The sequence below is a fragment of the Sinomonas mesophila genome (assembly GCF_001999765.1).
Lineage (GTDB): Bacteria > Actinomycetota > Actinomycetes > Actinomycetales > Micrococcaceae > Sinomonas > Sinomonas mesophila.
This window is the reverse complement of record NZ_KV908327.1, coordinates 152219-175048: the sequence shown is the minus strand read 5'-3', so window position 1 is coordinate 175048 and position 22830 is coordinate 152219. Positions and strand designations below refer to the sequence as shown.

The 22830-nt window shown below is 73.3% G+C and carries 20 protein-coding genes; 4 read left to right on the top strand and 16 right to left on the bottom strand.

Annotated features, from left to right (window positions below; translation table 11 throughout):
- Positions 1–406: 406 nt before the first annotated feature.
- Positions 407–1714 carry a tyrosine--tRNA ligase gene (gene tyrS, locus BV907_RS08355; protein ID WP_077489256.1) on the bottom strand — a complete coding sequence of 436 codons (1308 nt, stop codon included), beginning with the start codon at positions 1712–1714 and terminating at the stop codon, positions 407–409.
- A gap of 24 nt (positions 1715–1738) precedes the next feature.
- On the bottom strand, positions 1739–3979 hold the full coding sequence (locus tag BV907_RS08350) for a HelD family protein (RefSeq protein ID WP_077489255.1): 2241 nt from the start codon (positions 3977–3979) through the stop codon (positions 1739–1741).
- Between the two features lie 253 nt (positions 3980–4232).
- Between BV907_RS08350 and BV907_RS08345 the strand changes: the two genes are divergently transcribed.
- Positions 4233–4832, top strand: a complete 600-nt coding sequence (locus tag BV907_RS08345; protein ID WP_077489254.1) for a GNAT family N-acetyltransferase — start codon at positions 4233–4235, stop codon at positions 4830–4832.
- A gap of 28 nt (positions 4833–4860) precedes the next feature.
- Here BV907_RS08345 and BV907_RS08340 read toward each other — a convergent pair whose 3' ends face one another.
- Both BV907_RS08340 and BV907_RS08335 read right to left on the bottom strand, forming a co-directional pair.
- On the bottom strand, positions 4861–5529 hold the full coding sequence (locus BV907_RS08340) for a DNA-3-methyladenine glycosylase (protein WP_077489253.1): 669 nt from the start codon (positions 5527–5529) through the stop codon (positions 4861–4863).
- A 7-nt stretch (positions 5530–5536) separates the two neighbouring features.
- Positions 5537–6277 (bottom strand): maleylpyruvate isomerase family mycothiol-dependent enzyme, encoded by a 741-nt coding sequence (locus tag BV907_RS08335; RefSeq protein WP_077489279.1) that lies wholly within the window; start codon positions 6275–6277, stop codon positions 5537–5539.
- A gap of 57 nt (positions 6278–6334) precedes the next feature.
- On the opposite strand from BV907_RS08335, the gene BV907_RS08330 reads away from it, so the two are divergent.
- Positions 6335–9151, top strand: a complete 2817-nt coding sequence (locus tag BV907_RS08330) for a PEP/pyruvate-binding domain-containing protein (protein ID WP_245827855.1) — start codon at positions 6335–6337, stop codon at positions 9149–9151.
- Here the strand turns inward: BV907_RS08330 and BV907_RS08325 are convergent.
- From BV907_RS08325 to BV907_RS08300, 6 genes are all read right to left on the bottom strand, one after another.
- Positions 9148–9936: a PIG-L deacetylase family protein gene (locus tag BV907_RS08325; protein WP_139346668.1), complete on the bottom strand. Its 789-nt coding sequence runs from the start codon at positions 9934–9936 to the stop codon at positions 9148–9150. The two genes, BV907_RS08330 and BV907_RS08325, sit on opposite strands and share 4 nt — an antisense overlap.
- Before the next feature lie 23 nt (positions 9937–9959).
- A complete protein-coding gene (argH, locus tag BV907_RS08320) occupies positions 9960–11414 on the bottom strand; it encodes an argininosuccinate lyase (protein WP_077489251.1) in 1455 nt (484 codons plus the stop codon).
- Between the two features lie 6 nt (positions 11415–11420).
- Positions 11421–12626 carry an argininosuccinate synthase gene (locus tag BV907_RS08315; RefSeq protein ID WP_077489250.1) on the bottom strand — a complete coding sequence of 402 codons (1206 nt, stop codon included), beginning with the start codon at positions 12624–12626 and terminating at the stop codon, positions 11421–11423.
- 80 nt (positions 12627–12706) lie between these two features.
- Positions 12707–12901 carry a hypothetical protein gene (locus BV907_RS08310; protein WP_077489249.1) on the bottom strand — a complete coding sequence of 65 codons (195 nt, stop codon included), beginning with the start codon at positions 12899–12901 and terminating at the stop codon, positions 12707–12709.
- A gap of 103 nt (positions 12902–13004) precedes the next feature.
- Positions 13005–13298, bottom strand: coding sequence for a hypothetical protein (locus BV907_RS08305; protein ID WP_077489248.1), 294 nt, complete (start codon positions 13296–13298; stop codon positions 13005–13007).
- Between the two features lie 12 nt (positions 13299–13310).
- The gene (locus BV907_RS08300) at positions 13311–13739 is read right to left on the bottom strand and encodes a RidA family protein (protein ID WP_077489247.1); all 429 of its coding nucleotides are present in this window, start codon (positions 13737–13739) and stop codon (positions 13311–13313) included.
- Between the two features lie 177 nt (positions 13740–13916).
- On the opposite strand from BV907_RS08300, the gene BV907_RS08295 reads away from it, so the two are divergent.
- Positions 13917–15566, top strand: coding sequence for an HNH endonuclease signature motif containing protein (locus BV907_RS08295; RefSeq protein WP_077489246.1), 1650 nt, complete (start codon positions 13917–13919; stop codon positions 15564–15566).
- A 102-nt stretch (positions 15567–15668) separates the two neighbouring features.
- On the opposite strand, the gene BV907_RS08290 is transcribed toward BV907_RS08295, so the two are convergent.
- The 6 genes from BV907_RS08290 to argC are packed head-to-tail and all read right to left on the bottom strand — an operon-like array spanning position 15669 to position 21678.
- Positions 15669–16199: an arginine repressor gene (locus BV907_RS08290; protein WP_077489245.1), complete on the bottom strand. Its 531-nt coding sequence runs from the start codon at positions 16197–16199 to the stop codon at positions 15669–15671.
- Positions 16200–16209: 10 nt separating this feature from the next.
- On the bottom strand, positions 16210–17193 hold the full coding sequence (gene argF, locus BV907_RS08285; RefSeq protein ID WP_077489244.1) for an ornithine carbamoyltransferase: 984 nt from the start codon (positions 17191–17193) through the stop codon (positions 16210–16212).
- Complete coding sequence (locus BV907_RS08280) at positions 17190–18500, bottom strand: acetylornithine transaminase (protein WP_077489243.1); 1311 nt, start codon at positions 18498–18500, stop codon at positions 17190–17192. Before BV907_RS08280 ends, argF begins: the two co-directional genes overlap by 4 nt.
- A complete protein-coding gene (gene argB / locus BV907_RS08275) occupies positions 18497–19459 on the bottom strand; it encodes an acetylglutamate kinase (RefSeq protein ID WP_077489242.1) in 963 nt (320 codons plus the stop codon). Before argB ends, BV907_RS08280 begins: the two co-directional genes overlap by 4 nt.
- Before the next feature lie 9 nt (positions 19460–19468).
- Positions 19469–20635 carry a bifunctional glutamate N-acetyltransferase/amino-acid acetyltransferase ArgJ gene (argJ, locus tag BV907_RS08270; RefSeq protein ID WP_077489241.1) on the bottom strand — a complete coding sequence of 389 codons (1167 nt, stop codon included), beginning with the start codon at positions 20633–20635 and terminating at the stop codon, positions 19469–19471.
- Entirely contained in the window at positions 20632–21678 is a 1047-nt protein-coding gene (argC, locus tag BV907_RS08265) for an N-acetyl-gamma-glutamyl-phosphate reductase (RefSeq protein WP_077489240.1), read from the bottom strand. Before argC ends, argJ begins: the two co-directional genes overlap by 4 nt.
- A 137-nt stretch (positions 21679–21815) precedes the next feature.
- On the opposite strand from argC, the gene BV907_RS08260 reads away from it, so the two are divergent.
- Positions 21816–22787 (top strand): quinone oxidoreductase family protein, encoded by a 972-nt coding sequence (locus BV907_RS08260; protein ID WP_077489239.1) that lies wholly within the window; start codon positions 21816–21818, stop codon positions 22785–22787.
- Positions 22788–22830 lie beyond the last annotated feature (43 nt).

Sequence of the window (22830 nt, the reverse complement as noted above, 5' to 3'; positions counted from 1 at the left end):
GCAATCAATACCAAAAAAATGGCATCAACGAACTTGGCACACTATTGAGTTCTCAAACAACAGTCGCGATCCGGGTGTTTCGCCGGTGTTTACCGGTTATTTCCCCGCCGCTTCGGTCGTTTACTTTATCCGACCGCTGTTCCGGAAGCAAATCCGGTTATTTTCCTCATCCTCCGGAACGTTTACCGGATGTTCGGGCAAGCCGAACAGTCCGAGTAATTCTCGAATCGGATTCAGGGGTTTGTCGCCTCCGCTCTCCTTCGGCGACTCGGACTATAGTACTCCTCTGTCATCCCCCGCGCAAGCGGACTGGATGCCCGGGCGTGTCGCCTGGCGCGGTCCCGTTCCGTCAAGAGGCTCGGGCCCCGCACCCTCTGGGTGCGGGGCCCGGGCCGAGACCTGGTGCTCAGTCCGTGAGGATCGCGGTCGCGAGGCTCTTCTTGCCCCGGCGCACGAGGAAGTACTTCCCGTGCAGCGCGTCCTCCGCGGCCACCGACGCGTCCGGGTCGGTGATCTTGGCGTTGTTCACGTAGGCTCCGCCCTCGCCCACGGTCCGGCGGGCCGCCGACTTGCTCTCCGCGAGGCCGGTGGCGACCAGCAGCTCGACGATCCCGAGCTGCTCGGGCGTCACCGCCGCCGTCGTGAGCTGAGCGGTGGCTGCCGAGAGCGTGCCCTCGTCGAGGACGCCGAGGTCCCCGTTGCCGAAGAGCGCGGCCGAGGCGGCGATGACCTTCTCGGTCGCCGCGACGCCGTGTACGAGCGAGGTCACCTCGAACGCGAGCCGGCGCTGCGCCTCGCGGGCGAACGGGCGCTCAGCGACGGCAGCCTCGAGCTCCTCGATCTCGGCCCGCGTCAGGAAGGTGAAGACCTTGAGCCGGTCGACGACGTCGGCGTCCTGGGTGTTGAGCCAGAACTGGTAGAAGGTGTAGGGCGAGCACATCGAGGCGTCGAGCCAGATGGCGTTGCCCTCGCTCTTGCCGAACTTCGTCCCATCCGCGTTGGTGATGAGCGGCGTGCCCAGGGCGTGCACGGTCTTGCCCTCGACCTTGCGGATGAGCTCGGTCCCGCTCGTGAGGTTGCCCCACTGGTCCGAGCCGCCGGTCTGAAGCACGCAGCCGTAGTGGCGGTACAGCTCGAGGTAGTCCATGCCCTGGAGGATCTGGTAGCTGAACTCGGTGTAGGAGATGCCCTCGTCCGAGTTCAGGCGCGACGCAACCGCGTCCTTGCGCATCATGGTCCCGACCCGGAAGTGCTTGCCGATCTCGCGCAGGAAGTCGATCGCCGTCAGCGGCGCGGTCCAGTCGAGGTTGTTGACCATCCGGGCCGCGCTCTCCCCCTCGAAGGAGAGGAAGCGGCGCACCTGGGCCTGGAGGTAGCCGACCCACTCGGCGACCGTGTCCTTCGTGTTGAGCATGCGCTCCGCCGTCGGCCGCGGGTCGCCGATGAGGCCCGTGGAGCCGCCGACGAGCCCGAGCGGCTTGTGCCCCGCGAGCTGGAGCCGGCGCAGGACGAGGAGCTGGACGAGGTTGCCCAGATGCAGGCTCGGCGCCGTCGGGTCGAAGCCGCAATAGTACGTGATCGGATCGCCGGCGAGGAGCTTCTCGAGCTCCGCCTCATCGGTGGAGACGTGGACGAGGCCACGCCACTTGAGCTCCTGCCAGATGTTGGCGAAGCTCGGGTCGTTCTTCTGCGATTCGAGTACTGTCTGCGGCACGGCTTCTACGGTATCAGCCAGTTCTCAGGCCTCGATGCCGGCCGGGACCACGCGCGAGGCGATGAGGCGCAGCCGCTGCGTGGGGCGCGTCATCGCGACATAGAGGTCGCCGACCTTGCCGTGCACATCGTCGAGGAGGGCAGCCGGCTCGAGGACCACGACCGCGTCGAACTCGAGGCCCTTGGCCTCGCGGGGATCGATCACGACGATGTCCTGCTCGAAGCTGCCCGCGCCGCCACCGACGCGGTTCCCGTACCGGGCACGGAGGGCATCCCGTGCCTCGTCGAGGAGCCCCTCCCCGGCAATCACGGCGAGGAGCCCGCCGTCGGCCGCGGCCAGTTCCTCGGGGAGCACCTCGGCGAGGCGATCGACGACGCCGCCCTGGGCGACGCTGTCGACGATCGGCTCCCAGCGGCCCTCCCGGACGGCCTTCGGCGCAGACACGACGAGCCCCGCGGCGGCGGCCATGCGTGTGGCCGCCTCGGCGATCTGGCTCGGGGTGCGGTAGTTGACTGTGAGCTCCTCGAGCGCCCAGCGCTCCCCGAAGAACGGATCGAGGGCGCGGTGCCACGACGACGCCCCGGCCGCGGCCGAGGTCTGGGCGATGTCGCCGACGATCGTGAAGGACTTGAGCGGGCAGCGGCGCACGAGCAGGCGCCACTGCATGTGCGAGAGCTCCTGCGCCTCGTCCACGATGATGTGCCCGTATGCCCAGGTGCGGTCCCCGACCGCGCGCTCGGCCGCGGTGAGCCGGGTCTCGCCGCCCTGCTGGAAGTCCGCGAGGTCCTCGGCCTGGACGACGCCGTCGAGCCCCTGCTCGCGCAGCGCGCCGTCGACGTTCCGCAGCGCCTGCTGCGCGTTCTCGAGGTCGCGGCGCCGCTCGGCCTCGCGGCGGGCGGCCTCGTGGCCTGTCGTCGCGTCGAGCTCGCCCAGCAGCTCGGCGGCCTCGTCGAGCAGGGGCACGTCCGCCTCGGTCCACGGGGCGTCCGCGGGGCGGTGGAGCAGCTCGCGCTCGGCCCCTGTGAGGTCCGCGGCGACGGCGTCGAGGATGCTGCGCTTGCTGAACAGCTCGGAGATGAGCTTCTCCGGCGTCATCGGCATCCAGCAGAGGTTGACGGCGACCCGCACGTCGCGGGACTGGCGGACGTCCTCGGCGAGGTACGAACGGTCGGCGTTGTTGCCCACGCTGCTCGCCTCGACCTTGGACTGCAGCTGCTCGGTGAGTTCGCGCAGGAGGATCTTGACGAATGTGTTGCGGGCCTCGTTGTACGGCTTGCCCGTCGCCCGCGCCTTGTCCCTCGCCCGGCGGACCTGCCGCGGCGTGAGCAGGAGCTTGTAGCCCTCGACGTCGAGGATCCGGTCCCCCGCCGGCACGCGCTGGCGGTTCGCGACGGCGGCCGCGACGACCTCGACCATCCTCGCCGAGCCCTTGAGAGCGGCAGTGCGCGCCTCCTCCTCCGGGACGGCCGCGATCCCCGGCATGAGCCGGCCGAGGCTCGACATGACGACGCCGGTCTCGCCCAGGGACGGCAGGACGCGCTCGATGTACTTCATGAACGACGACGACGGGCCGACCAGGAGCACGCCCGCGGACTTGAGCCGCTCGCGGTGGGAGTAGAGGAGGTAGGCGGCGCGGTGGAGCGCGACGGCGGTCTTGCCGGTGCCCGGACCGCCCTGGACGACGAGCGCGCCGGGCATGGGCGCGCGGATGATGCGGTCCTGCTCGGCCTGGATCGTGCTGACAATGTCCGCCATGTGGCCCGTGCGCTTCGAGTTCAGGGCCGCGAGCAGCGCGCCCTCGCCCTCGTGGTGGGTCGAGCCGTCGAGCAGCTCGGGGTCGAGCACGTCGTCCTCGATGGCCTTGACGTCGCGGCCCTGGAGGATGAGGTGGCGGCGTCGGCGCACGCCCTGGCGGTCGAACGCAGTGGCCTGGTAGAAGTGGCTTGCCTCGGGGGCGCGCCAGTCGACCATGAGCCGGCGCAGGTCGTCGGTGCTCAGGCCGATCCTGCCGATGTACTGCTCGTCGCCGCTGTCGAGGTCCAGCCGGCCGAACACGAGGCGGTCCTCGACGGCGTCGAGCTGCGCGAGGCGGTCCTCGTACATCGCGGCGAAGGCGTCCCTCTCGGAGACGTTCTGCATCGAACCGACCGCGCCCGCCCGGCGCACTGCATCGAGCTGGCGGCGCTTCTCCTCGCGCAGCTCGTCGAGGCGGGTGTAGAGGCCCCGGACGTAGTCCCGTTCGTGGGCCAGATCGGCGTCGAGCATCTGTGCGTTTCCCCTTAATGAAAAGCCGGACCGTCCATTTTACAGCGATCCACGTTAACTCGCGTGAAATCCGCCGTGGGCGCGTGTACTGCCCTCCACGGGGGCCGCGGGAGGGGCATCCGACGGCGGACGGCGGCCCCAGCCGTGCCGTGGCGGGCGCGGCACCGTCGTCGCCTGCGCGTCACCGAAAGTTCATGTCCACATCCGCCCCGACGGCCTTACCGACCTGCCCTCCGGGTGCTTCACTGTCCGCATGCATCACGCGCTCACGTTCGCCTCCCACGGCGTCCGTCTGCTCCCGCTCGCCCCGCTGCACGCGGAGCACCTGTTCGACGCGATCGACCCCGGGCTGTGGGCGGGCATGGCCGTCCCGCGCCCAGAGAGCACCGAGGAGCTCGCGGGCCTCTTCTGCATGCGGCTCGAGGATCCCCGCGCCCTGCCGTTCGCGGTCGCGGACGAGTCCACGGGTGCCCTCGCGGGCGCGACGTGCCTTCTCGAGCTTGACCTCGCGCAGGGCCGGGCCGAGATCGGCGGGACGTTCTTCGCGCGCCGGTTCTGGGGCTCGGGGGCGAACGCCGCCTCCAAGCTCCTGCTCCTCGGCCATGCCTTCGAGGGCCTCGGCCTGGCACGGGTCGCGTTCAGGGTCGACACGCGCAACCTGCGCAGCGCCCACGCGCTCGCGCGGCTGGGCGCGGTGTACGAGGGCACCCTGCGCGCCCACCGCCCCGACCACGAGGGCGGGCGCATCGACACGGCCGTGTTCTCGGTCCTCGACGACGAGTGGCCCGCCGTCCGCTCCCGGCTCCTGGCCCGGCTCGAGCCCCGGGGGGAGGCGCCGCTCGATGCGGCGTGAGCGCACGCAGCGGGCGAGGGCGTGCGCGTCAGGGGCCGACGGCGCCGCGCGCACCCCGCGCCCGGGGCACGGCGGCCCGGTACGGGGAGACGGTGGCCTCGCCCGGGAGCCAGAACCGCCACGGATAGTCGTGCGTCCCGCCCTCCCCCGCCACGCCGACGCGCGGCCCGCTCAGCACCCCGGCGGCTGGGCGGGCCGGGCGCTCGAGCCGGAACTCCCCGCCGTCGAGCGCGGCGCCGTTGTGCCCGCGGCCGATCCCGAGCGCCTGCGCGAGGCGCGCGGGCCCGCTGGCCAGCTCGACGTCGCGCCGGGCCGACGGCCGCCGGCTGCGCGCGAGCTCGGCCCCGCCCATGATCTCGCCCGCGCGCAGGAGGCACCCCGAGGACGTGCCGGCCGGGCCGCACACGACGTTCGCGCAGAAGTGCATCCCGTAGGTGAAGTAGACGTACAGGTGGCCGGCGGGCCCCCACATGACCTCGTTGCGCGGCGTGCGCCCGTTGTAGGAGTGCGAGCCCGGGTCCGGGTGCTCGGAGTCGCGGTGCCCGCGGTACGCCTCGACCTCGGTGAGCCGGACGGACACGGCGCCCTCCGGCGTCGTGTGCGTCAGGACGGCGCCGAGCAGCTCCGGGGCGACCACGACCGGGTCCCGGGTGAGCCAGCGGACGAGGTCCGGCGCGCCCGGGCTCGCGCTGCCCACGCGGCCCCTACTTGGCCGCGGCGGGCGAGGGCCAGGGGCCGATCTCGGGCAGGGACACGGCCTCGCCGCCGCGCTCGGCGCGCACCGCGGCGTGGTCGACGGGCCGCCCGGCGAGCCACGCGGCCAGGTCCCCGAGCCGGCCGTAGACGTCCACGGTCTCGGCCCCGCCGCCGAGGACGACGGCGTCCCGGCCCTCGGCGTGCAGCCGGAAGGCCATGCCCTCGGGCACGCGGGGGGCCAGGAAGCCGAGGACGTGCTCGCAGAAGCCCTCGTCCCAGCCGTGCTGCGTCGCACCCGTGCCGAGGTCGGAGCGGTGGATCACGAGCTCGCGCCAGAGGGCCAGGCCGCCGTCGCGCACGACGCCGTCGCGGTAGGAGATCGGGCGCTGCCACGCGTCCCCGTCGAGCCGGCGGAAGGCCGCGAGGGCGCGGTCGAGCGCGGCCCCGACGCGCTCCCGGTGCTCGTCGGCGCTCGCCCCGGCGCCCTCCTCGATGGCCCGGTTGCGGCCCTCCTGACCTCCGTCGTAGAGCTCGATCCGCTCGCCGCGCCCGGCGTACTCGAGCTGGCGCGCCATCCCGTCGCACACGCCCGCGACGTGCGCGAGGACGTGCCCCCGCGTCCAGTCGGGCAGGAGCGAGCTGCGGCCCACGGAGGCGTCGGTGAGGACCTCGAGCTCCTCGCGGAACCCGGCGGCGGCGCTCTCGATCCCGGCCAGCAGGCTGTCGTTGTCAGGGGTCGTGGTGTCCATGGGGCCAGCGTACCGCCGGGCCGCGACACCCGCGGGCACCGGGTCTATCCTGAGGCCGTGCACGGCGGCGAGGCCCGCACGCGCCCGGTGGTCGTCCCCCTCGAGGCGCTGCGGGCAGGCATGGTGGACGAGGCCGGCGGCAAGGCCGCGAACCTCGGCGAGATGCTCGCGGCCGGCTTCGAGGTCCCCGACGGCTTCTGCATCCTCGCGTCCGCGTACCGCGAGGCGCTGGACCGGGCAGAGGCGCGCGGCCTGGCCGAGGCCGTGGACGCCGAGGAGGACGGCGGGCGCCGGCTGGAGCTCGCGGCGCGCCTCCGCGAGCGGCTCGCCGACGTCGGCCTGGCCCCCGAGCTGGAGGCCGCCGTCCGCGCCGCGTACGAGGGCCTCTCGCGGGGCCTCTCCCCCGCCGACGGCCCCGCAGGTGCCCCGGTCGCCGTGGCCGTGCGCTCCTCGGCAACGGCGGAGGACCTTCCAGGGGCCAGCTTCGCGGGCCAGCAGGAGACCTTCCTCAACGTCGTCGGTGCCGACGCTGTCCTCGACGCGGTGCGCCGCTGCTGGGCGTCGCTGTGGACCGACCGTGCGGTCGCCTACCGGCGCGCGACGGGCTACCCCGGCTCCGAGGCGGCGCTCGCCGTCGTCGTCCAGCCGCTCGTGGATGCCGCGGTGGCCGGGGTCCTGTTCACCGCCGACCCCGTGGCCGGGAGCCGGACGCGCATGGTCATCGACGCGAGCCCCGGCCTGGGCGAGTCGGTCGTCTCGGGCGCCGTGGACCCGGACCGATTCGTCGCCGAGGCGGGGACGGGGCGGCTGCTCGAGAGCCGGGCGGGCGCGAAGGGGCTGGCCGTACGTCCGGTCGCCGGTGGCGGCACTGAGCGCGTCGCCCCGGCCGGGGACCCGAGCGCGCTGAGCCTCGGCGCCGGGGACGTCGCGGCGCTCGCCGCGCTGGGCCGGCGGCTCGAGGCGCACTTCGGCGCCCCGCAGGACGCCGAGTGGGCGCTCGGTGCCGACGGGCGGCTGTGGCTCACCCAGACGAGGCCCATCACGACGCTTCACCCCGTCCCCGAGCGCCCCGCCGCGCCGGAGGCGGGCGGCGTGCGTGCGTGGTTCTGCTTCTCCCTCGCCCAGGGGCTCACGCGTCCGCTCACGCCGATGGGGGTCGCGGCGCTCAGGACGGTGGCGGGCAGCATCGCCGCCCAGGCCGGCTTCCCGCCGTCGGACGCCGCGTCCGGGCCGCCGGTCGTCCAAGCCGCCGGGGGCAGGCTGTTCATCGACGTGACCACGGTGCTGCGCAGCCGCGTGGGCCGCTGGCTCGCCCCGCGCTTCCTCGGCGTCATGGAGGCCCGGTCCGCCGGCATCCTGCGCCGACTCGCCGATGACCCCCGCTTCCCGCTCGACATCCGCACTGCGCTCCCCCTCCTGCGGCGGGTCGCGCCCATCGCTGCCCGCAACCGCGTCCCCGAGACGCTCGTGCGCGCCCTCGCCCGGCCCCGCGCGGGCCTGGCCGGCGTGCGCCGCTTCGGCACTGCGCTCGAGCGGAAACTCGCCCCGGGCACGGGCGGGCCGGCGGCGCGCCTGGACCGCGCGCGGGACCTGCTCGCGCGGGAGGCGTTCCCGATCGTCCCCGCGACCCTGCCCGTCGCGGCGGCCGGGTTCATGTGCGCACGGATCGCCTCCGTCCTGCTGCGCGGGATCGCGCGTCCGGGCGAGCTGCAGGGCGTGCTGCGCGGCCTGCCGAACAACCCCACGACGCAGATGGACGAGGAGCTGCGCGCCCTCGCCGGGCGCATCCGCCACGAGGCTCCCGAGGCCGCGGCCGGGCTCGCGGGCCGGGAGGGGACGGAGCTGGCGGCACGGCTCGGGGACGGGACGCTCCCGGCGGTCCTCGCCGAGGGGCTCAGGGAGTTCCTGCAGCGGTACGGTCACCGGGCGGTGGCGGAGATCGACGTCGGGATGCCGCGCTGGCGGGAGGACCCCGCGCCGGTCCTGTCGATGGTCTCGGCGATGATGCTCGGCGACCCCGACGCGGGGTCGTTCTCAGCTGCCGCGCGCGCGGGCGAGGACGCCGCCCGCTCGCTCGCCGCCCGGGCGAGGGATCGGGGCCGGTTCCGCGGGGCCGCCGTCGCCCGCCTCCTCGCCCGGGCGCGGGCCCTGGCCGGGCTCAGGGAGCAGCCCAAGTTCTTCCTCGTGCGGGTCTTCGACGCCGCACGCACGGAGCTGGTCTCGGTCGGACGCCACCTCGCCGACGCGGGAGTCCTCGACGACCCCGGCGACGTGTTCTTCCTCGACTTCGCCGAGGCCAGCTCGGCCCTCGAGGTCGCTGCGGCGGGCCGCGGTTCCCGGCCCGGCACCGGCGGGAGCGAGAGCGACGACGGCGCTCGGCTGCGCGGGCTCGTCGCCGACCGGCGGGCGGACTACGCGCGCGAGTTGCGCCGCCGGCACATCCCGCGCGTCCTGCTCTCCGACGGGACCGAGCCCGAGGCGGCTTCCGCGCCCGAGGCCGCCGCAGGCGCGCCAGGGCACGACACAGACGCTGGCACCCTGACCGGCGTGCCGGCGTCGGCGGGGACCGTGACGGCCCCGGCGCGCGTGGTGCTGGACCCGACGGCGGCCTCGCTCGCGCCCGGCGAGGTACTCGTCGCGCCGTCGACCGACCCGGGCTGGACGCCGCTGTTCGTCACGGCGGGCGCGCTCGTCATGGAGATGGGCGGGGCCAACTCGCACGGCGCCGTCGTCGCGCGCGAGTACGGCATCCCCGCCGTCGTCGGCGTGCCCGGAGCGACCGAAAGGATCCGCACCGGCGACCGCGTGGAGGTCGACGGCGCCGCCGGGACGGTGCGGATCGTCGCCGGCGATGAGGGTTCCGGTCAGGGCTAGAGGCCCTCGAAGATGTCGGCGAGCCGTCGCTGGCCGGGCACGCGAGCGGGCCAGACCTGGACGAAGTGCTCCCGGGAGGCCGCCGAGCGCCACGTGAGCCGGGTCGCCGGGTGCTCGAAGAGCGAGAGCCGCTGGCTGCGGTGCTCGGCGATGCCGTCGACGACGCGGTCGGCGACCAGGTGCGTGTCGACGCGGATGTCCACGAGCTCATCGGGGACACCGCGCCAGTGGTAGATCTGCGTCGGGTCCCAGGGCGGCAGGCCATCCCGGACCCTGGCCCGGTTGATGACGCCCCACGTGGACTGCTTCATGACGGCGTGCAGGAGCCGGCGCAGGCCAGGCCCGCCGTCGCCCGCGAGGGACAGGAAGGCCTCGTCCGTGGCCCGGCCGACCGTGATGTGGTCCGGGTGCCCCGTGACGCCGTCCGGACCGAACGTGCACACGACGTCGGGCCGCTCCTGGACCATGAGGTCCCGGATTCGCGCGGTGAGGGCCTCGAAGTCCGCCTCGGCGAGGAACCCGTCCTCGTACCCGAGCCACTCGTGCCGGTCCGGGATCCGCCCGTGGGCGCGCCACGCGCGCTCGTCCTCGCCGCGGCGCACCTCGCCGAGGGTCGCGGGGGTCGCATCCACCTCAGGGGCGATCTGGCCCGCGGCGCCGTCGGTCGCGTGGATGAGCACGAAGCGGAACGCCGGCTCGTCGCCGTGGAGGGCGATCGAGCCGGCGATGCCGAGGGCGTCGTCGTCGGGATGGGCCACGACGAGCATGAGTCTGCGCGACCCCACCCCTCGATGATGCGACGGGCGTGCTACCCCGCGAAAGACCGCGCGTCGGCGAGCTGCTCCTTGAGTGCCGCGAGCTGGCGGGCCACGGCCTCGGGGGCGGTGCCGCCCTGCGCGCTGCGGCTCGCGAGCGAGCCCTCGGTGCTCAGCACCGAGCGGACCTCCGGGGTCAGGGCCGGGCTGATCGCCCCGTACTCCTCGTCCGTGAGGTCCCACAGCTCGACGCCGCGCGACTCGGCCTGCTTCACGGCGGCGCCGGAGAGCTCGTGGGCCTCGCGGAACGGCACGCCCTGGCGGACGAGCCATTCGGCGATGTCGGTCGCGAGCGCGAAGCCCTGCGGCGCGAGGGCGGCCATCCGCTCGGTGTTGAACGTGAGCGTCGCGACCATGCCCGAGACCGCGGGCAGCAGGAGCTCGAGGGTGTCCGCGGCGTCGAACACGGGCTCCTTGTCCTCCTGCAGGTCGCGGTTGTAGGCGAGCGGCAGGCCCTTGAGCGTGGCCAGGAGGCCGGCCAGGTCGCCGATGAGCCGTCCGGCCTTGCCGCGCGCGAGCTCGGCGACGTCCGGGTTCTTCTTCTGCGGCATGATCGAGGACCCCGTCGAGTAGGCGTCGTCGAGCGTGACGAAGGAGAACTCCTTCGTGGCCCAGAGGATGACCTCCTCCGAGATGCGGGAGAGGTCGACGCCGATCATCGCGGCGACCCACGCGAACTCGGCGAAGACGTCGCGCGAGGCGGTGCCGTCAATCGAGTTGTGCACGGCCGAGTCGAAGCCGAGGTCCGCGGCGACGGCCTCGGGGTCGAGCCCGAGGGACGAGCCCGCGAGCGCGCCCGAACCGTACGGGGACACGGCCGCTCGCCTGTCCCAGTCCGCGAGGCGCTGGACGTCGCGGAGCAGGGCCCACGCATGGGCCAGGAGGTGGTGGCTGAGCAGGACAGGCTGGGCGTGCTGGAGGTGCGTCCGGCCGGGCATCGCCGCGCCCGGGTGGGCCTCGGCCTGGGCCACGAGCGCGTCGACCGTGTCCAGGACGCCGCGGGCGATGAGCCGCGCGTGGTCGCGGAGGAACATCCGCCCGAGGGTCGCGACCTGGTCGTTGCGCGAGCGGCCGGCGCGGAGCTTGCCGCCGAGGTGGGCGCCGGCGCGCTCGATGAGGCCGCGCTCGAGCGAGCCGTGCACGTCCTCGTCCGACTCCGCCGCGGTGTACGCGCCGGAGGCGACGTCCGCGTCGAGGCGGTCGAGCGCGTCAAGCATCCCGGCGAGCTCGCCGTCGTCGAGCAGGCCCGCGCGGTGCAGGACCCGGGCGTGGGCGCGCGAGCCGGCGATGTCATACCGGGCCAGCCGCCAGTCGAAGTGCGTGGACTTGCTCAGCGCGGCGAGCGCGTCCGCCGGGCCGCCGGCGAAGCGCCCGCCCCAGAGAGCGCCCACGTTGGTCGCGGAGCTCGCTCCGCCCTCGCCCTGCGGCGCCGCGTTCTGCTCAGCCACCCAGGCTCACTCCCCCGCGACGCGCTGGTCGCGGCTCGAGGCGACCTTCGAGGACATGCCCCAGAGGTCGATGAAGCCCTTCGCGCTGGACTGGTCGAACGTGTCGCCCGTGTCGTAGGTCGCGAGGTTGAAGTCGTAGAGCGAGGAGTCCGAACGGCGCCCGTTGACGACGGCCTGGCCGCCGTGCAGGACCATGCGGATGTCGCCCGAGACGTGCTTCTGCGAGTCGTCGATGAAGACGTCGAGGGCGCGCTTGAGCGGGGAGAACCACTGGCCGTCGTAGACGAGCTCGCTCCAGCGCTGACTGACGGTGGCCTTGAAGCGGGCGTGCTCGCGCTCGATGGTGACGTCCTCGAGGTGCTTGTGCGCGGTGATGAGCGCCATCGCGCCGGGGGCCTCGTAGATCTCGCGGCTCTTGATGCCGACGAGGCGGTCCTCGACGACGTCGATGCGGCCCACGCCCTGCGCGCCGGCGCGGCGGTTGAGCTCCTGGATGACCTGCAGCGGCGACATCTCGGCGCCGTCGACCGCCGTCGGCACACCCTCCTTGAAGGAGATGGTGACCTCGTCCGGCGCCGGCGGGAACTCCGGCGTCTGCGTGTAGTCGTAGATGTCCTTGGTCGGGGCGTTCCAGATGTCCTCGAGGTAGCCGGTCTCGACGGCGCGGCCCCAGACGTTCTGGTCGATCGAGTACGGGTTCTTCTTCGTCGTGACGATCGGGAGGCGCTTCTCCTCCGCGTAGGCGATGGCCTTGTCGCGGGTCAGGGCGAGGTCGCGGACCGGGGCGATGCACTTGAGGTCCGGGCCGAGGGTCTGGATGCCGACCTCGAAGCGGACCTGGTCGTTGCCCTTGCCCGTGCAGCCGTGGGCGACGGTCGTGGCGCCGAACTCGCGGGCGGCCTTGACGAGGTGCTTGACGATGACCGGGCGGGAGATCGCCGAGACCAGCGGGTAGTGACCCTGGTAGAGGCCGTTCGCCTTGAGGGTGGGCATGCAATACTCGTCCGCGAACTCGTCGCGCGCGTCGGCCACGTAGGCCTCGACGGCGCCGCAGCCGAGGGCGCGCTGGCGGATCGTCTCCATGTCCTCGCCGCCCTGCCCGACGTCGACGGCGACGGCTACGACCTCGGCGCCGGTCGCGTCCGCGATCCAGCCGATGGCGACGGAAGTGTCCAGACCGCCCGAATAGGCGAGGACGATGCGTTCCTTCACAGTGTTCTCCTTATGCAGGGGGCTGCAACGAATTGTTATGCATCAGTCTACATAGATATACATCGGGCGCAATCTGCGCCCTAGAGTGAGATGGGAAAGCCCGCCGGAAGCGGGACGTCCGAGGGGGTGCGGCCGAGGCCGGCCAGGACGGCCTCGCGGTCCGTCAGCTCTGGCGGGAGGCGGGCGCCGGCGAGGGCCTCGAGGGTCTGCCGGGCGAAGGGCAGTCCTGCGAAGAGGGAGCGTGCCTCGTCCGTCTGGAGGCTCAGCGGTTCCACCCCACGGAGTCTAGGCTTCCCTGCCCGGCAGGGGCAGTCCCTCCCGCCGCAGGTGACGCCACGCCGTCGTGCGTACCGTCAGCCAACATCGCCCGATTCAGCATCAGCCGAGGCCGCGGTGGCCTGCCCACAGCTCGCTCGCGCGGCTCGCTGCCTCCGCGATGATCCGCGCGAGTTCGGGCCGGTCTGGGACGCGGAAGGAGACGTACGCACCCCGGCCGCCCGCCGTCGGGCGCCCGTAGGCCTTCGCGGCGAGATGGCCGTCCGGCAGGAGGCGGATGTTCAGGGTCGTGAGGATGAACTCCTCGCCGCGGCGCGTGTCGGTCCAGCGGAGCGCCTCGGGGATCGTGACGTTGATCGCGAGGGCGCTGACTTCGGGGGCTTCATCACCATCCATGGACGCATGGTCTCATGCGGTGGAGGCGGGTTCCCCCTGGGCCGTGTCTGATGGGGCGGGGATCGATGCGACCGCGTCGATCTCGACGAGCGCACCCGGCCGCGCAGGTGCGATGGCCAGGACGGTGACCGCGGTGCGCCGATTGCCCCACACGCCGAAGGAGGCCGCGTAGGCCTCGCCGGGATCGACGTCCGGCGCGAGGTAGATGGTGAGCTTCGCGACGTGCTCAGGGTCGGTCCCCGCCGCGGCCAGCACCGCGAACACGTTGCGCATGGCCTGCTCGGCCTGCGGCCCGAGACCCTCGAGCAGGTTCCCCTCAGAGTCGGTGCCGTTCTGCCCGCCGACGTACAGCGTCGGCCCCGCGGGCAGGATCATCCCCTGGGCGAAGGCCGGGCTCGTGTGCAGCTCGGGCGGGTCGACCGGCGTGGGCAGGGTGGTCATGGTGGGCCCCTTTCGGCGTCGTGTGCCACCACTGTCCCACCGGATGAGGACGGATCCCGACCCCAGGGGCCGGATTCTTCAGAAGGCGCGCCGATCCGCGCCAGCTTCGCGTCACGGCGCTTGAGGGTCTCCCTGTCCTCGCCGAGAATTGTCGGAGCCCTGTGCGAGGGTAGGTCCATGGCAGGGGAACAGGGATTCGATGAGGGGGCCGCCATTGGCGCGCCCCTCCCTGGGCCGTCGCCTGTGCCCGATTGGGACCCGGACCTGGACGTGGACGATCCCGAGGACTGGGATGACCTGAGCCCGGAGGAGCTCGGGGTCGTGGACCCGATGAGCCCGGAGGAGTTCGCCGCGATCTGCTCCGGGAAGGTGCGGTGGATCGAGGCTCCGCGGTTCGACCCGGCACTGTTCGACCCGCTCCCGGGCATGCCCAGGACGACGGCGGACGGCGGCTGCCGCTGCGCTTGCACTTGCGGGCAGGCACCTGAGGCACCTGCTCCCGCGCCTGAAACAGGTCATGACCCGTCCACGGAGCCGCCCCCGCCGGAGGCGGCGATGGCGCAGATCCGGCTCGAGCGCGCCGCGGAGGTCCTGGACGCCCTCGAGGCCAACGAGGCCGACCAGGCCCGCCTCGACGCCAACAGGATCTTCCTCCTCGCCGCGCTCACCCGCGCCGAGGGCTCCTCCAGCGAGGTACCCGTGGACCGGCTCGACGCCCCCGCCGTGGCCGCCGCCGAGGCCGCCGCGGTCCTCAAGCTCGCCCAGCGCACCACCCGGGCCATGGTCGAGGAGGCCCTCGCCCTGACCCCCCCCTCCATGGCCCCCGTCCTGGCCGCCATGCGCGCCGGCCGGCTCACCCGGCGCCGGGCCGCGGGCATCCTCGACGCCGCCATCCCCATCCCGGCCGCCCGCCTCGAGGAGCTCGCCACCGCCGCCGCGGGAATCGACGCCCCCGATGACCCCGACCTGACCCCCCCCCCCGGCGCCCTCGGCCGGCGGCTGCACCGCCTCGCCGAGGACTACGCCGACACGCCCCTGGCCGTGCGCAAGGCCAAGGCCCTCGCCGACCGCCGCGTGGACATCACCCCGTGCGGGGACGGCATGGCCCACCTCACCGCCCTCATCCCGCTCGAGACCGGGGCCCTCATCGACACCCGCCTGACCGCGGTCGCCCGCTCCCTCCAAGCCCCCGACGAGGCCCGCACGGTCAACCAGCTGCGCGCCGACGCCCTCACCGACCTCCTCCTCGCCACCGGGACCAGCTCGGCCGGGGGCCCGATCGCGGGCGTGCGGACCGAACTCGTGGTCACCGTCCCCGCCGCCACCCTCGCCGGCACCAGCGACACTCCCGGAGAGATCCTCGGCTACGGGCTCATCGACTCCGAGGCCGCCCGGCGGCTCGCCGCGCAGACGAAGTTCTGGACCCGGCTCGTCGTCCACCCCCTCACCGGGGCCCCGCTGGCCATCGAGCGCACCCGCTACGCCCCCACCGCCGCCATGCGCCGCTTCCTCACCATCCGCGACGCGACCTGCACCTTCCCCGCCTGCGAGAAGCCCGGCCCCGCCTGCGAGGCCGACCACACCCACGCATGGTCCCAGGGCGGCGAAACCGACACCAACAACCTCGCCCTCCTCTGCCGCGAACACCACCGCCAGAAGACCCTCGGCTACTGGAAAGTCCGCCAGATCGGCGGCAGGCAAGCGGCCGAGCAGGAGACCGACCAGAAGAGCCCACCACCGCCACCACCCGGGACCCTCGAATGGACCGGCCCCTCCGGCCGGAAGCACAGGACCTATCCCCACAGCGACCCACCCCCACCCTTCTGACCATGGGGGAACGGCCCTGCCCGGACTCCACGACACGGCAGGGCCCCTCACCACGTCACTGGACGCGGGGAGGGGCCGTCGTAAGGAAGATCCGGCTTCTCGCTACGCCCCCTGCGATGCCAACTCGAGGAAGCGGGCCGCGACCGCCTCCCCGCCGGCCGGATCACGGGTGATGATCATGACGGTGTCGTCGCCGGCGATGGTGCCGAGGATCGACGGGATGACCGAATGGTCGATCGCGAGGGCGAGGAAGTTCGCGGCGCCGGGCGGGGTGCGGAGCACGACGATGTTCGCGCTGGACTCCGCCGTGACAAGGAGCTCGGCGCACAGCTTCGCGAGCCGCGCGTCGAGCACCTCCTGGTCCTGCCCGGTCCGTGGGCTCCGATCGCCGCCCTCGCCGCGCACGGCGTAGACGAGGCCGCCGTCGGCGCCGCGCACCCGGACGGCGCCGATCTCGACGAGGTCCCGCGAGAGCGTCGCCTGGGTGACCAGCACGCCGTCGTCCGCGAGCAGCGTCGCGAGCTCCGCCTGCGAGCGCACCGACTGGCCCGCGAGGATCGCGCGGATGCGCGCCTGGCGGGCCGCCTTGGTCTGCGGGGCGGGCGCCGGCATCGAAGGCCTCTCGCTGCTCATGCTCGCGGCCTCATGAGGCGGCCGGCAGGCCGTCCACGACGGCCTGGCCCGAGCGGTGCAGGAGCCACGCGAGCAGCGCCTTCTGGGCGTGCAGGCGGTTCTCGGCCTCGTCCCACACCACCGACTGCGGGCCGTCGATGACCTCTGCGGCGACTTCGTACCCGCGGTAGGCCGGGAGGCAGTGGAGGAACACGGCGTCGGGCGCGGCCTGGCCCATCGCGGCGGCGTCGACGGAGTAGTCGCGGAAGAGCTGCATCCGCGACTCCTTCTCGGCCTCCTGGCCCATCGAGACCCATGTGTCCGTCGCGACGACGTCGGCGCCCGCGAGCGCCGCAGCGGCGTCGGTCGTGACGAGGACCGAGCCGCCGGTCTGCGCGGCCACGGCCTCGGCCTCGGCGACGACGTCAGCGGCCGGGAGGTAGCCCTCGGGGCCGGCGATCCGCACGTGCATGCCTGCGGTGACGCCCGCGAGCAGGTACGAGTTGGCCATGTTGTTCGCGGCATCGCCGAGGTAGGCCATGGACAGTCCGGCGAGGCTGCCCTTGTGCTCCCGGACCGTGAGCAGGTCCGCGAGGAGCTGGCAGGGGTGGTAGTCGTCGCAGAGGGCGTTGACCACGGGCACGCGCGAGTTCGCGGCCATGTCCACGAGGCCCTGGTGCGCGCCCGTGCGCCACACGATCGCGGCGACCATGCGCTCGAGCACCTTCGCGGTGTCCTCGACGGATTCCTTGTGCCCGATCTGCGCCTCGCCCGGGTTGATGATGAGCGGCGTGCCGCCCATGTCCGTCACCCCGGCGGAGAAGGAGACGCGCGTGCGGGTCGAGGTCTTGTCGAAGATCACCGCGACGGTCTTGCGCGCGGAGCCCTCGGCCGCGAGCGGCTGGACGGAGTAGGGCTCGGCCTTCATGCGGACGGCGAGGTCCAGGACCTCGGCCTGCTCGGCCGGGCTCAGGTCGGTGTCCTTGAGGAAGTGCCGGACGGTAGTGGTCGTCATGGGGTCTCCTTGGGGATGAGCGTGGCGACGGCCGCGGCGATGAGCCCGGGCAGGGCGTCGGCGAACGTGTCGGCCTGCTCGGCTGTCAGGATGAGCGGCGGCGCGAGGCGGAGCGTGCGCGGGCCGGGGGCGTTGACGATGAAGCCGGCGTCGAGCGCGGCGTTGACGACGGCGGCGGCGAGGTTGGCGTCGTCGGGAACCGCTGCGGGCAACGCGAGGTCGAGGCCCACGAGCAGCCCCCGGCCCCGCACCTCGGCGACCTCGGGCAGCGCCACGAGGCGCTCCCGCAGCCGGTCCCCCACGGCGAGGACGTTCGGCAAGACGCCTTGGCTCTCGATCGCGTGGATGGTCGCGAGCGCGGCCGCCGTCGCGACGGGGTTGCCGCCGAAGGTCGTGCCGTGCTGGCCCGCGGACAGGAACGCGCTCGCCTCGGGGCCGAAGGTGACGACGGCGCCGATCGGGAAGCCGCCGCCGAGGCCCTTGGCGAGGGTCACGGCGTCGGGCATCACCCCCGAGCCCTCGATCGCGAGCCAGCTCCCAGTCCGGCCGATCCCGGTCTGGACCTCGTCGACGATGAGGAGGGCCCCGGCGTCGCGCGTGATCCGCCGCGCCTCGGCGAGGTAGCCCTCGGGCAGCGGCACGACGCCGGCCTCGCCCTGGATGGGCTCGAGGAAGACGGCCTGCGTGGTCGAGTCGACCTCGGCGCGCAGGGCCTCGATGTCACCGAACGCCACGTGCACGACGCCGCCCGGCAGCGGCTCGAACGGCTCGCGGTAGGCCTTCTTGGCGGTGAGCGCGAGGGCGCCCATCGTGCGGCCGTGGAATGCGCCCTCGAGCGCGACGACCTTGGTCCGGCGGCCGCCCTCGGCGTTCTTGCTGTTCCGGCGGGCGAGCTTGAACGCGGCCTCGTTGGCCTCGGTGCCCGAGTTCGCGAAGAAGACCTTCGAGCCGGCGGGCGCGCCCGTGATGGCCAGGAGCTTCTCCGCGAGCGCGACCTGCGTGGGGCTCGTGAAGAAGTTCGAGACGTGTCCGAGGGTCGCGAGCTGGCTCGAGATGACCGAGGTGACGAACGGGTGCGCGTGGCCGAGGGCGTTGACCGCGATCCCGCCGAGCAGGTCGAGGTACTGGCGGCCGTCGGCGTCCCACACGTAGCAGCCCTGGCCGCGCACGAGGACGCGCTGGGGCGTGCCGAAAACACCCATGAGGGAGTCGGAGTAGCGCGCGAGCCACTCCGCGCCCGACGATGCGCCGGCGAGCTCGGAGGCCTTGGCGGTCTCGAGCGCCTCGCTCTGATTCGGCTGGCTCATGCGCTGGTCCCTTCCTCGTCGGGCACGACCTGCGTGCCGACGCCTGCGTTCGTGAAGACTTCGAGGAGCATCGTGTGGGGGCTGCGGCCGTCGACGATCGCGGCCCGGTCCACGCCCTCGGTCACGGCCTTGAGGCACGCGCCCATCTTGGGGATCATGCCGGACTCGAGCGTGGGCAGCATCCCGCGCAGCTCGGACGCAGAGATCTGCGAGATGAGCGAGCCCCTGTCCGGCCAGTTGCGGTAGAGGCCCTCGACGTCGGTCAGGACGACGAGCCGCGAGGCCTTGAGCGCGACGGCGACGGCGGCGGCCGCGGTGTCCGCGTTGACGTTGAGCACCTGGCCGGTCGGCACGTGCCGCTCGGCGCCGTCGGGGCCCCGCTCGACGGTGACCTCGGGGGCGACCGTCGAGACGACGGGGATGCGCCCGGCCTCGAGGATGTCGTGCACCGCGGCAGGCTCGACGCCGACGACCTCGCCGACGAGCCCGAGGTCGACCTCCTCGCCGTCGACCACGGCCCCCGTGCGGACGGCGCGCAGGAGCCCCGCGTCCTCGCCCGAGAGCCCGACGGCGTACGGGCCGTGGGAGTTGATGAGTCCCACAAGCTCGCGGCCGACCTGCCCGGTGAGGACCATGCGGACGACGTCCATCGCCTCTGGGGTCGTGACCCGCAGGCCGCCCTTGAACTCGCTCTCGATCCCGACGCGCTTGAGCATCGCGTTGATCTGCGGGCCGCCGCCGTGCACGACGACGGGGTGGATGCCCACGTGGTGGAGGAAGACGATGTCCTCGGCGAACGCGCGGCGCAGCTCGTCGTTGACCATCGCGTTGCCGCCGTACTTGACGACCATCGTGGTCCCGGCGAACCGCTGGATCCACGGGAGGGCCTCGACGAGCGTCTCGGCCTTGTCCATCGCGAGCCGGATGTTCGTGGCGGGCTCGGTCCCTGCATCAGTCATGGGCGGGCCTCAGCTCGAGTAGGCGCTGTTCTCGTGCACGTAGTCGTGCGTGAGGTCGTTGGTCCAGATCGTCGCCTCGGCGTTGCCGGCGGCGAGGTCGATCTCGACGAGGACCTCGCGCGGCTCGAGGTCCACGAGCGAGCGGTCCTGCCCGATCCCGCCGTTCTGGCAGATCTGGATGCCGTTGATCGAGACGTTGAGGGAGTCAGCCTCGAAGACAGCGTCGGTCGTGCCGACGGCGGAGAGCACGCGGCCCCAGTTGGGGTCCCTGCCGAAAATCGCCGTCTTGAAGAGGTTCGAGCGGGCCACGGCCCGGGAGACGACCTCGGCATCGCGCTCGCTCGCGGCGTTGAAGGTGCGGATCGCGATGTCGTGCGCCGCGCCCTCGGCGTCGCCGATGAGCTTGCGGGCCAGCTCGGCGCAGACCTGGGTCAGGCCCGCGGTGAACACGGAGGTGTCCGGGACGGCGCCGGACGCGCCGGAGGCCAGGAGCACGACGGTGTCGTTCGTGGACATGCACCCGTCCGAGTCGGCGCGGTCGAACGTCACGCGGGTGGCGTCCCGCAGCGCGGCGTCGAGCATCTCGGGCTGGGCCTCGGCGTCGGTCGTGAGGACGACGAGCATCGTGGCCAGCCCCGGGGCGAGCATGCCGGCGCCTTTCGCGATGCCGCCGATCGTGAACTCGACGCCCTGCGCGTCGGCGCCCGTGAACACGGCCTCCTTCGGCACGGTGTCCGTCGTCATGATCGCAACGGCGGCGTCGTGCCCGCCGTCGGCCGAGAGCGCCTCGCCGAGCGCGTCGACGCCCGGGACGATCTTGTCCATGGGCAGCTGCTCGCCGATGAGGCCGGTCGAGCACACGACGACGTCGGCCGCGGAGATGCCGAGCACGTCGGCGGTCTTCTCCGCCGTCGTGTGCGTGTTCTGGAAGCCCTCCGGCCCCGTGCACGCGTTGGCGCCGCCGGAGTTGAGCACGACGGCGTCGGCCCGGCCGTCGCTGATGGCCTGCCGCGACCAGCGCACGGGCGCCGCGGCGACGCGGTTCGAGGTGAAGACGGCGGCGGCGTGCTTCTCGGGCCCATCGTTGACGACGAGCGCCATGTCGGGCTTGCCCGAGGCCTTGATGCCCGCGGTGACGCCGGCGGCCCGGAAGCCCTTGGGTGCGGTGACGGTCACGGTGCGACTCCCAGCTGTGCGAGGCCGGCGCCCTCATCGAGGCCCAGCGCGATGTTCATGGACTGGACCGCGCCCCCGGCGGTCCCCTTGGTGAGGTTGTCGATCACGGAGCTCACGATCACGCGCCCGGCGTGCTCGTCGAAGGCGAGCTGGAGCGCGACGTTGTTCGAGCCGAGGACCATCTGCGTCGCGGGCCACTGGCCCGTGGGCAGGAGGTGCACGAAGCGCTCGGGGCCGTACGCGGCCTCCCACGCGGCGCGCAGGGAGGCTCCATCCACGCCCTCCTTGACCCGCGCCGTCGCCGTCGTGAGGATGCCGCGGCTCATGGGCGCGAGGGTCGGGGTGAAGGACACGGTGACGGGCGCGCCCGCGGCGTTGGAGAGGCCCTGCTCGATCTCGGGCGTGTGCCGGTGGCCGCCGCCCACGCCGTAGGGGCTCATCGAGCCCATGACCTCGGAGCCGAGGAGGTGCGGCTTGGCGGACTTGCCCGCGCCGGAGGTGCCGGACGCGGAGACGATGACGACGTCGTCGGGCTCGAGCAGGCCCGCGGCGAAGCCGGGCGTGAGGGCGAGCAGGGCCGACGTCGGGTAGCAGCCGGGGACGGCGATGCGGCGCGCGCCGACGAGCCGCTCGCGCTGGGTGTGCCCCCCGCCCAAGGGCAGCTCGGGCAGGCCGTAGGGCCACGTCCCGGCGTGCTCGGAGCGGTAGAAGCGGAACCAGGCCTCGGGGTCCTCGAGCCTGTGGTCCGCGCCCGCGTCGATGACGAGGGTGCCCTCGGGCAGCGCGGCGGCGACCTCGGCGGAGGCGCCGTGCGGGAGGGCGAGGAAGACGACGTCGTGCCCCGCGAGGTTCTCGGGAGTCGTCTCGGCGATGACGCGGTCCGCGAGGCTCAGCAGATGCGGCTGGAGCTCGCCGAGGCGGCTGCCGGCGCTCGAGTGCGCCGTGATCGCGCCGATCTCGATCTCGGGGTGGTTGGCGAGGAGGCGGAGGACCTCGCCTCCGGCGTAGCCGCTGGCTCCGGAGACTGCTGCTGTAATGGTCACCCGCCCACTCTAGGCAAAGTTATGCATAGGGGTCAATATTTATGCAGCCTTCCTCGCAGGGCCCCGTCCTGGGGTCGCCAGGCCCCACTCCTTAGGATGGTCAGGCGAGCCGAACGGAACGAGACGTCAGGAGAGCCATGATCAACGCCATCGTCGCCACGCAGCCCGGAGGACCCGAAGTCCTCGTCCCCGGCGAGCTTGAGATGCCGCATCCCGGGCCGGGCCAGCTGCTCGTGCGCGTGGCGGCCGCCGGCGTGAACTTCATCGAGACGTACCAGCGGCAGGGCGTCTACCAGGTCCCGTTCCCCTTCACCCCGGGCGAGGAGGCCGCGGGAACGGTCTCGGCGGTGGGCGACGGCGCCGAGGCCGCGGGCTTCGCCAAGGGGGACCGCATCGCGACGGCCGAGGGCACGCGCACCTACGCCGAGTACATGCTCGTCGACGCCGAGAAGGCCCTCCCGATCCCCGAGGGCGTGGACCTGCTCACCGCGGCGGCGCTCCCGCTGCAGGGCATGACGGCCCACTACCTCGTGACCTCGAGCTTCCGCGTCGAGCCGGGCCAGACCGCGCTCGTGCACGCGGGGGCCGGCGGCGTCGGCCTGCTGCTCATCCAGCTGCTCAAGGCCCGCGGCGCGCGCGTCATCACGACCGTCTCGACCGACGCGAAGGCCGAGCTCGCGGGCCTGGCCGGCGCGGACCACGTGATCCGCTACCACGACTTCCCCGAGCAGGTCCGCGAGCTCACCGGCGGCGCGGGCGTCGACGTCGTGTACGACGGCGTGGGGCGGGACACGTTCGACGGCTCGCTCGCGAGCCTGCGCGTGCGCGGCATGCTCGTCCTCTTCGGCGGGGCGTCGGGGCAGGTGCCGCCGTTCGACCTCCAGCGACTCAACACCGGCGGCTCGCTGTTCGTCACGCGCCCGACGCTCAAGCACCACCTGCTCAACGCGGCCGAGCGGCGTTGGCGCTCCTCGGAGCTCTTCGCCGCTGTGCTCGAGGGGACCCTCTCGGTGCGGATCGGGGCGCAGTACCCGCTGCGCGAGGCCGCCGCGGCGCACGCGGCGCTCGAGGGACGCGGGACCACGGGCAAGGTCCTCCTGGTCCCGTAGCCCTGCCCGCCAGCGGCCCCGCCGCGCGGGGTTCCGCGCGGCC